Source organism: Candidatus Coxiella mudrowiae (assembly GCA_001077715.1).
GTDB lineage: Bacteria > Pseudomonadota > Gammaproteobacteria > Coxiellales > Coxiellaceae > Coxiella > Coxiella mudrowiae.
Window position 1 is genome coordinate 198,971 of the sequence record CP011126.1, and the last position, 12,637, is coordinate 211,607.

Genomic DNA, 12,637 nt, shown 5'->3' on the forward strand with positions numbered 1-12,637 from the left:
TGTCGCGACTCTCTAAAGAATTCTTTGAGATACGTCATTGCTGTCTTGTGACATTGGTGCGTTTGTAGAATGGTAATAAGCAGGGATAAAAGCACTATGGCGAAACCCACTTCCAAAAATACATCTCCCAGTATTTTAATATAGGGGTGAAGGGAAGCGTCGCTTTTGGAAAAACGAGGCAAGATGCCATGAGTGTAAAGGTTTTTCAGGCTTTCAAATGCTAGAAAGAAAAATCCAAAAGCATAAAAAAGCATCCAGGGTGAACACTTTCCAGAGTTTATTAGGATATGAATACTTGCTCCAAGAATTCTGGTGAGCTATTTCATGGCTTTGATTGCCCATCAAGCAGAAGCATCTTGTGTATCAAAAAGATGACTTTGAGAATTAGCAACTGCTTCACGTATCTTTTGAATATCAAAGTGCATGGTTTTCCAGGCTGTGCCACCGCTATCACAAAAATACTAAGTGGTCCTTTGATGAACAAGCTCACGTCCGAAGTTGCTATCGCAAAACTGTGCGTGAGTCCAAATAATAGAGGTAAGCCTGCCTCCACTCCACAATAAAAAAATGCTTAAATGCCGCTCTCATCAATTTTCTGCGTGCTTCAGGAGGGGGCATTGACTTATCCCCCGATTTAAACTACTCTTGGGCATCCTCCAATGGTTAGCGCCTGATTAGTGACGTTAGCGACAGTAGCTAAGCCTTTGAGGAAAAGACCACCTGAAGCTCCCACCACAACCAATAAAGCCAGAATACCTATTCGAACCTATAAAGCCGGCTCAAAACCCCAAGCAAAATTACCAAATAAAACTGTGGCTAGCGCAGAAGCATCGAAAAGCTCTGTGGCGAGGACGCTTAATATTTTTCTTCTCGTTGCTGTGTGTGGCTAATTTAGCTGCAGTTTGCCGCCATATAGGTATTAGGGCATCGGATTGAATTACCTGCTCTGGTAGATTTCGAAAATTGACTGTAAAACTAAATTTTTCTTTTAAAAAAGGTTAATAGCTTCTTAATAGCTTCCGAATCCCAATATAAACGATTTAACTTCTTCTCATTAAGTGGGCTGAATATTAGATTGCGTATTTAAATTGAATGGGAACCAGATATCGACTGATTAAAGGCACGAGAGCTCCACTTATCAATAGCAACCACCAAGAATATTCCACATGTTTATCCGTATTGTCCTCACTCAACAGACCAACAACGGATTGATAAATATGATAAATATAAATGACTAAAAAAGCAGCGCCGAGAGGTTTGAAAATGCTTTATGCCTGGAATGTAAGTCCCACTTTTTTTTAGAGAATGTGTTTCTTCTCTGGCGAAAATAAGATCGGGTTTGAGGTTCACCATTGAATTAGCTCGGCACACAGCTTCTAAAAATGCTAAACGGCTGACATACATTTGTGCGAGAGCCTTACTAGGTTCTGTTAGATTATTGAGTATATCGGTAACCTTATTGGGAATATAAGGAAAAATTCGATCATTTTTTCTGTTTTTGGCATTGACTGGAACTGAAAGTTAAATCTCATTTCCCTAGTAATTTTTGGAATCAATAGTTTCAATATTCCAGTCACCATACAGGTCGGATTTATGCACGATGGTAACTTCATCATTAGTGGTGATAGGAATTCTTCTGGTTCTGTGAGTATGTCTAAGTGCAAAATAAAAACGTTCATTGTGATTTAAATGGGGCATTCTTTCTGCTTTAACAGCGATTTTTATTCGATCGCTTTCTGAAACGACACTGCCATAATTAGAAGTTGAAATAAGATGTTCTTGGATATCAGATGGCATTTCAATATTTCTCTACATTCATTTTATTAAAAGAAAGTATAAAAAATTTAACCTAAAACTAAAAATAATTAAAAAACAGAGATTTTTTGTCCAATAATATTTCTTGATGATTAACGATAGGTTAAATATTGTAATGATTTTTTATATTTAATTTAGAACTATCTTATCGTCGAAGGAAAATTTGTCTAAAGAAAATTTGCCTTGATGATGCCATCAATGACTTGAATCTGCTTCAATAATGTTTCGTTAATCTTGGCGTTAACATCCATCCATAGTATAAGTAATTTCCTAGTGAGATTTATTAATCATATCAATAATATTGATATTAGCCTGAGATAAAAGAGTAGAAATTTGGGCAACCATATTGGAAATATTTTTATTAGCGATGGCAATTCGATATCCCTCTGTCGGTTCAAGCTTTACTGTTAGGAAATTAACGGAATTCCGAATATAAATATTTTTCAAATAATATTTAACTTGGTCAGGAATTATTATGGTGGTCAGAAATCATTATGGCAAAATTTTCTTCAGCTTATTTGGTAGAAGTACCAAGATGAGGTAGTCAGATTACCTAGGAATATTTCTTAAATAATGCGCTAGAAAAATTACAGACATAATTTCTAATTTTATTATCAGATAATCTTTTTAATAAAGGTTCATTATCTAAAATTTCAGCGCGTACGAAATTAAGGATCACGACATTATCTTTCATTTGAGCGATGGTTTGTCTATTTATTTATAATATAATTTGTATGTGAAGTTAATGGAACGTGCACGGTAACGAAATCACTATTTTGTAGAACATCTTCTCACATTGATTCCGCTTGAATGATATCGGCAGATAATTCCCAAGCATTTCGGACCGTTATTACTGGATCATAACCGACGGCGTTCATTCCTAATCGAATAGCAGTATTAGCTACTTGAACGTCAATTTTACCTAAGCCAATAATACATATGGTTTTACCAGGAAATTCAAAGCCCGGAAAACGTTTCTTATTTTTATCAACTTGATGGGTAATAGCTTTATCGTTACCATCCAAATGTTGACTATAAATATAGTACTAAATGAATATGACGACTAACTAACATCATGCCGATAATTACCAATTCTTTTAAGGTATTTGCGTTTGCTCCTGGCATGTTCAACATAGGAACACCAGGAGAAGTCAATTATGAAACTGGAATATTGTTAACGCCGACGCCTGCGCGCTCCACTACTTTAACACTTTCAGGAAAATCTATCATGAAAATTAAATGATCGAACCAAGATTGCATTGGATTGGAACACTTAGTTAATAGCGAATATTTTTGGGATCAAATTGCGCAATACTATGAGAGGATATGTTATCTAATAAAAGTATTTTATAGACCATTATAAAATTTTCAACGACATTAATAGAATTAAGCTAATGGCAACGGGCGTGAAATACCGTTTACTCGATCGCTAACAACGAAACAAAAAATTCGTAGGATTCCACCCTATAGTTTGTTGAATTAAATGCGCTGGAAAGCCAACATGTGAAAATAGCAATTAAGAGCCAACTAGCGGGGAGCATGATACCCGAAGTGATGAAGTCAATTCCTTAAAAGAAGGTCACATTAAAAAGATAAAAATACTCTTCGTGACTGAAAGAAAAAAATCATGCAAAAACTCAATATTTAAGAGAAGAATCCTGAAAGTGTGACAGCGCTCTTACGTGAAAATCCATGATTTTCTATAAGCTAAGCAACACCCAGTTCTAATAAAGAGATAGTAGAGATAAAAGCTAGGAATAATAATACTAGAAATAATAATGAAAGAAAAAATAACCCATCGAAAATATTTCCTAACAAATATAGCTGAAAGCCGAAGAAAAGGTACAAAAAATTAAACTTGAGCCCAACTCAATTATGAGGTGATTCGCAAATACAATAAGAAAAATAACCAACCCTGCTAATAGGAGCAATAGCTGTATCAGCGAAAGAAACGGCAAGAATGGAACTGATGATAGAGATATTTTTCGGTAAATAGTTGCCAAACATAATAATAATGCCTATGGCAATGTTCAAGCTAAAAAATGCCTGACCTAACGCCAATAAAGCAACTCAGGCAGTAACTTTCTGAAAATCCGGTTTAAGAAGAAAATAACTGCCTGTTGGAAATATCCAGTGGTAGCTTGATAAATCAACTAAAATTAACATTAATATATAAGACTATAAGACGAGAAACATGAATTTCACTGTACGTTCAAGCCCACCATTTTATTCCTAAAATAATAACGGACATTTTCGTTACGACGATGATGGTGCCACTTACAAACATTTGCTACAGATTATCTTGTAGATTCTTGAAATTATTAATAGCTAGAAGTTTTGTGGTATTTTGAAATTTTCCCAGAATGTCACGTATGAAGTAATCTAACACTCAGCCTGAAATAACGACTTAGTAAGTTAAAATTAAAAAAACCGGCTAGTATGTGTATGGTAGCCCACCTAATAATTTGCAATGCAGGATCCGTTTTATTTTAAGAGATACATTTCGCAAAGCTAGTGCTGGATTACCACGTCCTATGCGACCCAATAAAACTCTCAAGGTCATTAAAGGAATACCCAACAAAATTACAACAAAACAAAGATATAAAAAAAAGACACCACCGCCATTTTATCCATCTAAATAAGGAAAGTGCCAAATATTTTTGAGTCCCACAGCTGCTTCCGCGGTGGCGAATATAAAGGAAGTTTGGGAAGTCCAGCGGGTAGCGCTGTTCATCACGTTCATTATTATTTGTTAAGCGTAGTAAGTAGTTAGTATACAATAACGCTTTACTAAAGGTAGAGTAAGAAAAATGCTTCCTGCCATTTGGCGGTTAACAGAACCGCTTGATACTATTATTTTTGATTGTGACGGAACCTTAAGTCGCATTGAGGAGATAGACTATTTAGCAGTAAGCAATCACTTTGATTCTGATGTCCGATTGTTAACAGAAACAGCGATGAATCTCACAGGAATTACACCGGATATTTATCGTAACTCCCTAGATTTAGTCCGACTTACAGCTGAGCAAGTAGCTGGTTTAGACGATTATTATTATTATGTTAATTTAACGCTTAACGCTTAACGCTTAACGCTTAACGCTTAACGCTTAACGCTAAATGCTAAATGCTAAATGCTAAATGCTAAATGCTAAATGCTAAATGCTAAGAAAGTAATATCCACTTTTCAAAACGTCTAGGAATTCCTACCTCATACGTTTTTGGAGTTGATGTGTATTTTAAAAAAAGAAAAGCAGTTTTATGGATACGAAGAAAACTCTCCGATGACTTATTGACTGGGGAAACGCGAAATAATTGAAAAGCTAATAAAGAATCATCTCTGCATTTCTTGTATTGGAAATAGAATGAATGATGTAGAAGCTGCCAATTTAGTAGAGCGGTTTATCGGGTATGGTGGAGCATATTATCGCCACCATATTTCCGAAGTATTTTATTTTTATATTAAAAAAATACATTAGCCCGTTTTACCCTTGTGCCTCACCCTTGAGAAACATAAGCAACTGTCACAGACAGAGAAAAATCTTTTTCAAAAAGGTCTGAGTCAAATCAACCAAGGAAACGTAATAATTTTAAATAGGAAAATAATTTTAAATGAAATATATCAAAGAATAGTGAACGCAAAATAGCAGAAGTTAAAATTTATTTGAATAACTTCAGGATAAAATTTGTCAGACTCTTGAAAAAGAAGATGGAGGTGAAGCTCAATTTCAAGAAGTATTGTAGGAAAAACTAAGGGAAGTCGGCTTTTGAAAGATGGTTCTATGATTGAGCAAGGTGTCGTTAATTTTTCCTATGTCTACGGCAATTTACCCGCTTCAGCTACTCAAAAACATACAGAATTAAAGGATTCTTATTTTAACGCGGAAGGAATTTCTTTAGTTATTCACGCTAAAAATTCCTATGTGCCTAGAACTCACGGTAATTTTCGATTTTTTATTGTAGAACAAGAGGATTGTGAACTGGTATGGTAGTTCGGTGGCGGATACGATTTAACACCTTATTACGGATTTAAAGAAGACTGTTGTTATTGGGACCTTGTAGCCAAACAATCTTGTGATTCTTTTAGTAAAGAAATTTTTTTCAATTTAAATCAGCGTGCGATGATTATTTTTATCTTAAACATCGAAAAAGCAGTGCGGTATAGCGGTGATATTTTTTGATGATTTAAATTAAGTGGGGATTTGAGCGCACTTTGAATTTATTAAAATTCTAGGAAATAGTTTTTTACAAGCTTATTTAGCTATTTTTAAAAGGTGAAAAGAATATCCGTATGGCGAACGTGAACATGAATTCCAAATTTATTGTCGTGGCTGCTATGTGGAATTTAATTTATTGTATGATCGAGGCACTAGTTTCGGTTTAGAGTTTTGTGGAAGAACAGAATCGATATTAATGTCGCTACCACCTCTGGTAGTGTGGTGTCCCGATTGGCAGCCGCAAACCAAGTAGTCCAGAAGCTAAACTGTTGGAATATTACTTGGTGCAAAGGGATTGGATCGTTACTCAAAACTAACGGTTCCCTAACCTGAAAGTTTGGACAAATTGGGTGTCTCATTGAGCGCAATTTACAAGAAAGTTCTAGTTTATCGGCACGGATCCCATTCTTGACAAAGTAAAAGTACCACCGTATCTTGCCTCCATGCATTTTTTTTTACATGCCCTGGATATTTCAGGCGCTGTTTTTTCCTTTTTTTCTACAGTTTTTTATGTCAAAGCTTATAAATGGGCGTGGCCGCTTGGCGCCGTAGCTACAGCAATTAATATTGTGTTGTATGGTTTAAGGGGAATTTACGGTGATATGACCTTGGCTGGGATTTACTTTCTATCGATGTTTTATGGTTGGTATCAATGGACTCGAAATAAAGAAGCTGAAAATTTAGTAATAAAAAACCTTACGCTGCCTTTAGCGCTGATTTTAAGTATTGTAGCATTTTTCGGTATGTTTATAACCGCTGAATTGTTAAATCATTTTACGAATTCCCAAGTTCCGTATATTGACGCCATCACCACAATACTCAGCTTAATCGCTCAATGGATGATTTGTAAAAAGATGATTGAGACCTGGTTTTTATGGTTTGTCGTTGATGCTTTGTACGTAGGATTGTATTTCTATAAGGGTATTCCTGCCCATAGCATTCTATTGGTAATTTACCTCGGCATGGCAATCGTAGGTTATCTCCGCTGGCGGAGGTTGAAATGCTGCGAATCAGCCACATTGTAATTATATTATTTCCAAGGAAAATAGCGATCTTAAATTTCGCTGTAAGGATATTAGATAGATGAACAGATACCTTGTTATATTAAGTTTAGCGTATAGGAATAATAATATTTCTAATTCTTTAGGAAACGTAGGAGGAGAGGTGTTATTTGAGATGAGACGACTGTGTTTCTTGCTTCGGCTATCAGCTTTTCGTCTGAGGTATAAAAAATTTTTTAATGGAATAAAATCCGTAATTTTCTTAAAAATTCTGCTGTTGAGGTAACATGGAATTTATTGTGTGCTCGAAGAGAGGCCTTTATTGCCATGTCGACATGAATTAAAAAAAGATCAAAGCCCTTTTTTGTATTATTCACTCCAGATTCCTTTTGAAAAATGGTGGCTCCTATGTTTTTCTTTCTGGAACCTGCAAGATCATTGAAAGAAACATGAAGTGGATTTGATGTCTTAGTAGCACGCCTGTCACCACCATGCCTTGACAAATGAGTCATAGTGAATCATAATTATTATATATTTTACATTAAGATTTATTTAGAGCTGAGATTATGAGTTACAAGATTCAAATAACCGTAGATGAGAAATTAAATAAGATGATCAAAGCAAGAGCTAAAGAGATGGGTCTCTCAGTCAGCTCCTATGCGCGGTTAGCTTTGATGAGTGCTGTGCCTCGTAAAGAGAATAAACTGCTGAATCAAGCCATCGTAGATATCTGATCTAAGTAATGTAGAGACCTTAACATTAACTGAATTCAATCATCAGGTTGATGATCTCTAATCCTAAAATTAGGGTAAATCAAGACGTTCAAAAAATGTCTTAAAAATACCGGCATAAGAAATTGATTTTAGAAGAACTTAAGAAAGTGGTTGATCTGTTAGTTAACAATAAAACTATTCCCGTAAAAAATATCATGATCATGAACTAAATTATAAAGGCATTCGGGAATTAAACTTAAACCTAGATAATCTTTAAACCTAGATGATCTATTGATCTACATAAAAAAGGATGAAGAGAAAATTATACTCATGGCATTAGATAGTCATTCAGAAATTTTTTTATTGCGTATCTATAAAAATACAGGATTAACTAATGGTTAGGATTATTACCCTCGATGATGTGAAAAATTTAATTCGAAAGATGACTTTGGAGAAATTTTTTTCTCAGCTGATTGAGAGATTGGAGTTGACCTTTTCCCGCTGGGATGAGTTTGAAAAAATACCTCGCGTGGCTTCAACAGTAGAGAAAGGAATTCTGGAGTTGATGCCTTTTTGGGGGAAGGATTATTATTCCGTCAAATATGTTAATGGTTACCCACATAATCCAAAGGATAATAAACAAGCAATTGTTGGAATTGGGATACTGGCAGATGTGGCGACAGGCTATCCGCTTATGATAAGCGAGATGACACTATTAACTGCTTTACGAACTGCTGCTACGGCTGCCTTAGCCTCTAAATATTTGGCTAAACTCAATTCCAGAACGTTCGCCATCATAGGTACTGGAGCGCAATCGGAATTTCAAGTGATTGCCCATAAAATTCTGTTTGATATTCAAACTATTAATTATTTTGATATCGATCCAAACGTAATGGGAAAATTTGCAAAGAATTTGTTGCCTTATGGTTTTGATTTGCAACAAAAGGAAAATGCTGAATCTAGTGTGAAAAATGCTGATATTATTACCACTCTTACAGCTTCTCGAAAACAATCAAAAATATTAAAAGAAGAATGGATAAAGCCAGGGATGAGCATAAACGTTATTGGCGGAGATTGCCCAGGTAAAACGGAATTAGATCCCAAAATTCTAGAACAAAGTAAAATAGTTATTGAATTCCTCGAGCAATCTAAATCTAAAGAGGAAGGAGAAATACAAGATTATAATTCCATGAACATTTATGCGGAATTATGGGAGTTAAGTCAAGGGAAAAAATTAGGACGCACTTCAGATGATGAAATTTTTGTTTTTGATTCTGTGGGATTTGCCTTAGAAGATTATGTGATCTTGCGGTTGGTATACAGTCTCGCAGAAGATTTCCATGTTGGGCATATGCTTGATATGGTTCCTGAAAGCAGAAATCCTAACGATTTATTTGGATTATTATCTTGAATTCAGAATTTTCCTGAGATTAATTATTAATCCAACTGTTCCCGGTTAGTACTGATCTTTAAGATACTGATTTTTAAAGAAAAGTTTTGGTCCGCTTTCGCTTTGAAGATACTACTTAAGCTTCCTAAAACGAGAATAGAAATCTCTTTTTTAAAAAACGAGATTCCTCAGCTCGGAAATGAAAGCTATCCTGCGTTAAGGGCTAAGAAGGATTAGAGCGGAAACTCATTTTAGCCCTAATTTTTTTTCCAGATAGTGGATGTCTTGTGCTCCCTTGTAAAAAGCTTCGTCCTCCATCATCATCTGATGAAGCGGGATATTAGTTTTTATTCCTTCAATTACCAACTCAGTTAAGGCGTTTTTCATGCGAGCAGTAGCTTCGGGACGATTGTCATTGTAAGCGATTAATTTGCCGATGAGGGAATCGTAATAAGGAGGAACTCGATAATCGGTATAAAGGTGAGAATCCATACGCACGCCCAAACCTCCGGGAGCATGATAAGCGGTCACCACTCCAGGAGATGGCATAAAATTTTTAGGATCTTCAGCGTTGATGCGACATTCAATCGCGTGTCCTTTTATTTCAATATCTTTTTGTTTGTAACGTAAAGGCTGTCCCGCGGCCACACGAATTTGCTCTTTTACAATATCAATACCTGTAATCATTTCGGTGACGGGGTGTTCCACCTGAACCCGTGTGTTCATTTCGATAAAATAAAATTCACCTTTTTCATAGAGAAATTCGAAGGTTCCGGCACCTAGATAATTCATAGTAATACAAGCTCGGACACACCGCTCGCCGATAGTGGCACGTTGTTCCGGTGTGATACCTGGGGCTGGAGCCTCTTCAATAACTTTTTGATGACGGCGTTGCATGGAACAGTCACGTTCTCCCAGATGAATAGCATTCCCTTTACCATCTCCAAGTACTTGGATTTCGATGTGTCGGGGGGTTTCAAGGTATTTTTCCATATAAACTTCATCCGTCCCGAAAGCAGCGGCTGCTTCTGTTCGCGTCAAAGCGATGGAATTTAATAAATCTGCCTCTTGACGAACTACGTGCATCCCTCGACCGCCGCCTCCTCCCGCGGCCTTAATTAAAACGGGATAACCAATACGGCGGGCAATTGCTATATTGGCATCGTTGTCCTTAGTTAGGACGCCATCAGAGCCAGGAATGCAAGGAAGACTGGCTTCTTTCATCGCCTTAATGGCTGAGACTTTATTTCCCATGAGGTGGATAGTGTCATGGGAAGGGCCAATAAACGTAAATTCACTTTTTTCCACTTGCTCAGCAAAATTTGGATTTTCCGCAAGGAAGCCATAGCCTGGGTGGATGGCATCAGCATGAACGATTTCGGCGGCTGAAATAACGGATGGAATGCTCAAATAGCTATTAGTACTATTGGACGGTCCAATACAAACCGCTTCATCAGCCAATCGTACGTGCATGAGATTTTGATCGGCAGTAGAATAAGCGGCTACCGTCTGTATACCCATTTCTTTACAGGCTCGATGAATGCGTAAGGCAATTTCGCCACGGTTAGCGATTAATACTTTTTTAAACATGAAGATACCCGCCTAGTCTTGTTCAATGATAAAGAGTGGTTGATCAAACTCCACCGGCTGTTCATTTTCGATGAGGCGAGCGCTAATGACACCACTTTTGTCGGCTTCAATTTTATTAAACATCTTCATTGCTTCAATAAGGCACACGGTGTCGCCCATAGAAACCCGCTGTCCAACCTCTACGAAAGGCTTGGCTCCAGGGGTTGGTGATAAATAGACCGTCCCTACCATAGGAGATTTCAAAGAGTGACCTCTTAAGGTTCCCGCGGCAGGAGCTTCCTTCGCTTCTGGTTGAGTAGGAATAGGTCTAGCAGAGGGTGCCAGTAAACCCGCTAGCACAGTAGGCGTTGGAGGAGCGATAGAAGATTGTTGTTGAGAAAATCGACTGATGCGTACTGATTCTTCGCCGGATTTTACTTCGATTTCTCCTATACCTGTTTCATTGATCAATTCGATGAGTTTTTTAATTTTACGTATGTCCATGAAGAAGTTCCTTGTAATCTGTCAGAATACTTTTACCAAATCACTATCCCGCTTTTTGCGAGAAATAACTGTGTCAGTAATTCTGCCTTACTTGGCCCCGATTGTCTAGAATTGAAAGTTATCGACTTATTCGCTGCAGATCTAGGTAAGATCTAGACTTTTTAGAGTGTATTTGATCAGAAAATACTCAAATTAGGATTAGTTTTATCCTATTTTTTAAATAAATACATATATCTTACAATGATCCCATACCGCCAAAAAGTAAAGATCTCCATGGTAAGGACTACATAAGGGAAAAGGAATTGTCCGGGATCTTTACTATTTTTTTCGTTTTTTCAAGAATTTGGTAACGTCAGGGCTCTCATTTTTAACTGTTTTAAATGATTTAAAAATTTTGAAGCCGATATCTCACCTACAATACGTGAGTTAGGGATCTCCTTACCATTGACATTAAGAAATAGGACAGTGGGTAGGGCAATGACCCCAAAGTGTCTTTCCACCAATTAATTTTCTAAATTGTTTGTGCGTGTGACATCTGCACGCAACAAACGGAAAGGTTGTAGCGCTTTTTGTACTCTTGGATTTGCAAAGGTGAATTGCTCTCCATCTTGTTTGCAGGAAATGCACCAATCCACGTAAAAATCAATTATGATAGGTTGATTGTTGAGTTTGATCTATTTTTACTTGTTGCTCGACTTCTGGAAGTGAATAAACTGAAATAAATCGCTCTTGACTCCCTTTTTGTTTTTTAACATTCCCAGAAAAGGGTGAAGCGGATTAGTATTTCTAGAAACTGCACTAGTAACCAAGGCAATTCCGTAAGTAAATAAGATTAACTCCAGGGATTTTGCTATTTTTTGCAAAGTCGTTTGCGTGGTTGAAAGAGCACCTAACGCCAGGGCAGAGCTGATAGCTAATGCAACCCACAAAGGTAGATAAACAACCCAATTAAAGCCGTGCCTACGTAAGTGCCGCTTTGCTGATTACTAATTTCTGTTAAACGCGTTTGCCATTGGGAGGGGAGTTCTAGGCTATATAATCCAAATAGAGATAAAGCCATTCCAATAAAAATTAAACTGAATAAAGCAATAACCTATCGGTTTTGAAAAACAGCTTGAACAGTACCGTCAATATATCGAAAAATAACACCGGTAAGGGCATAAGTAATTCCCATTTCCAGTACATACGTTAGGGACAAACTAAACGATCGCCAAGGATGCAGTTTTTTTGTCCGGCAATAATTGCTCGATAAAATCGGAATCATAGGCAGCACACAGGGTGTAAAGGAAAGTAATAAACCAAAACCAAAAAAACTCGCTAAAATTAGGAATAAATTTTTATGCTCCAAGAGCTGGGTTACTTTTTAAACTAATTTTTTCGCTATTTAATGAGCTCATTAAGTGTGAGTCACAATCACTAAACCATATAGGG

Annotated in this window: 12 protein-coding genes and 2 pseudogenes; 7 read left to right on the forward strand and 7 right to left on the reverse strand. The window is 36.7% G+C overall.

Annotated elements, in window-relative coordinates; all coding sequences use genetic code 11:
* Positions 1 to 1,536: 1,536 nt before the first annotated feature.
* The 3 genes from CleRt_RS00955 to CleRt_RS12910 all read right to left on the reverse strand — a co-directional run bounded on the left by CleRt_RS00955 (position 1,537) and on the right by CleRt_RS12910 (position 2,840).
* Positions 1,537 to 1,797: a hypothetical protein gene (locus tag CleRt_RS00955; protein ID WP_048874853.1), complete on the reverse strand. Its 261-nt coding sequence runs from the start codon at positions 1,795 to 1,797 to the stop codon at positions 1,537 to 1,539.
* Between the two features lie 571 nt (positions 1,798 to 2,368).
* Entirely contained in the window at positions 2,369 to 2,509 is a 141-nt protein-coding gene (locus CleRt_RS12900; protein ID WP_306686737.1) for a hypothetical protein, read from the reverse strand.
* A 97-nt stretch (positions 2,510 to 2,606) separates the two neighbouring features.
* On the reverse strand, positions 2,607 to 2,840 hold the full coding sequence (locus tag CleRt_RS12910; RefSeq protein WP_306686738.1) for an NAD(P)-dependent oxidoreductase: 234 nt from the start codon (positions 2,838 to 2,840) through the stop codon (positions 2,607 to 2,609).
* A gap of 50 nt (positions 2,841 to 2,890) precedes the next feature.
* Between CleRt_RS12910 and CleRt_RS11180 the strand changes: the two genes are divergently transcribed.
* From CleRt_RS11180 to ocd, 7 genes and pseudogenes are all read left to right on the forward strand, one after another.
* Positions 2,891 to 3,058: a hypothetical protein gene (locus CleRt_RS11180; protein ID WP_235379116.1), complete on the forward strand. Its 168-nt coding sequence runs from the start codon at positions 2,891 to 2,893 to the stop codon at positions 3,056 to 3,058.
* Positions 3,059 to 4,625: 1,567 nt separating this feature from the next.
* Complete coding sequence (locus tag CleRt_RS11185; RefSeq protein WP_235379117.1) at positions 4,626 to 4,898, forward strand: HAD family hydrolase; 273 nt, start codon at positions 4,626 to 4,628, stop codon at positions 4,896 to 4,898.
* Between the two features lie 696 nt (positions 4,899 to 5,594).
* Positions 5,595 to 5,993 (forward strand): annotated as a pseudogene (locus CleRt_RS12915) (coproporphyrinogen III oxidase).
* Between the two features lie 157 nt (positions 5,994 to 6,150).
* Positions 6,151 to 6,282, forward strand: coding sequence for a coproporphyrinogen III oxidase (locus CleRt_RS12920; RefSeq protein WP_306686739.1), 132 nt, complete (start codon positions 6,151 to 6,153; stop codon positions 6,280 to 6,282).
* A gap of 190 nt (positions 6,283 to 6,472) precedes the next feature.
* A complete protein-coding gene (gene pnuC / locus CleRt_RS00975; RefSeq protein ID WP_048874854.1) occupies positions 6,473 to 7,054 on the forward strand; it encodes a nicotinamide riboside transporter PnuC in 582 nt (193 codons plus the stop codon).
* Positions 7,055 to 7,596: 542 nt separating this feature from the next.
* Positions 7,597 to 7,764 carry a hypothetical protein gene (locus CleRt_RS09715; protein WP_157870771.1) on the forward strand — a complete coding sequence of 56 codons (168 nt, stop codon included), beginning with the start codon at positions 7,597 to 7,599 and terminating at the stop codon, positions 7,762 to 7,764.
* Between the two features lie 373 nt (positions 7,765 to 8,137).
* Entirely contained in the window at positions 8,138 to 9,154 is a 1,017-nt protein-coding gene (gene ocd, locus CleRt_RS00985) for an ornithine cyclodeaminase (protein WP_048874856.1), read from the forward strand.
* Between the two features lie 225 nt (positions 9,155 to 9,379).
* Here the strand turns inward: ocd and accC are convergent, their stop codons facing one another.
* From accC to CleRt_RS14480, 4 genes and pseudogenes are all read right to left on the reverse strand, one after another.
* A complete protein-coding gene (gene accC, locus CleRt_RS00990) occupies positions 9,380 to 10,723 on the reverse strand; it encodes an acetyl-CoA carboxylase biotin carboxylase subunit (RefSeq protein ID WP_048874857.1) in 1,344 nt (447 codons plus the stop codon).
* Between the two features lie 12 nt (positions 10,724 to 10,735).
* Entirely contained in the window at positions 10,736 to 11,206 is a 471-nt protein-coding gene (accB, locus tag CleRt_RS00995) for an acetyl-CoA carboxylase biotin carboxyl carrier protein (RefSeq protein ID WP_048874858.1), read from the reverse strand.
* Between the two features lie 503 nt (positions 11,207 to 11,709).
* Positions 11,710 to 11,880 (reverse strand): thioredoxin family protein, encoded by a 171-nt coding sequence (locus CleRt_RS11190; RefSeq protein WP_371440284.1) that lies wholly within the window; start codon positions 11,878 to 11,880, stop codon positions 11,710 to 11,712.
* 239 nt (positions 11,881 to 12,119) lie between these two features.
* A pseudogene (locus CleRt_RS14480) lies at positions 12,120 to 12,479 on the reverse strand (cytochrome c biogenesis protein CcdA).
* Positions 12,480 to 12,637: the final 158 nt, after the last annotated feature.

Bases quoted from the DNA above. Each gene is read 5' to 3' on its own strand.
- CleRt_RS00955 (WP_048874853.1), bottom strand. From the start codon at position 1,797: ATGCCATCTGATATCCAAGAACATCTTATTTCAACTTCTAATTATGGC.
- CleRt_RS12900 (WP_306686737.1), bottom strand. From the start codon at position 2,509: ATGAAAGATAATGTCGTGATCCTTAATTTCGTACGCGCTGAAATTTTA.
- CleRt_RS11180 (WP_235379116.1), top strand. From the start codon at position 2,891: ATGCCGATAATTACCAATTCTTTTAAGGTATTTGCGTTTGCTCCTGGC.
- CleRt_RS11185 (WP_235379117.1), top strand. From the start codon at position 4,626: ATGCTTCCTGCCATTTGGCGGTTAACAGAACCGCTTGATACTATTATT.
- pnuC (WP_048874854.1), top strand. From the start codon at position 6,473: ATGCATTTTTTTTTACATGCCCTGGATATTTCAGGCGCTGTTTTTTCC.
- CleRt_RS09715 (WP_157870771.1), top strand. From the start codon at position 7,597: ATGAGTTACAAGATTCAAATAACCGTAGATGAGAAATTAAATAAGATG.
- ocd (WP_048874856.1), top strand. From the start codon at position 8,138: ATGGTTAGGATTATTACCCTCGATGATGTGAAAAATTTAATTCGAAAG.
- accC (WP_048874857.1), bottom strand. From the start codon at position 10,723: ATGTTTAAAAAAGTATTAATCGCTAACCGTGGCGAAATTGCCTTACGC.
- accB (WP_048874858.1), bottom strand. From the start codon at position 11,206: ATGGACATACGTAAAATTAAAAAACTCATCGAATTGATCAATGAAACA.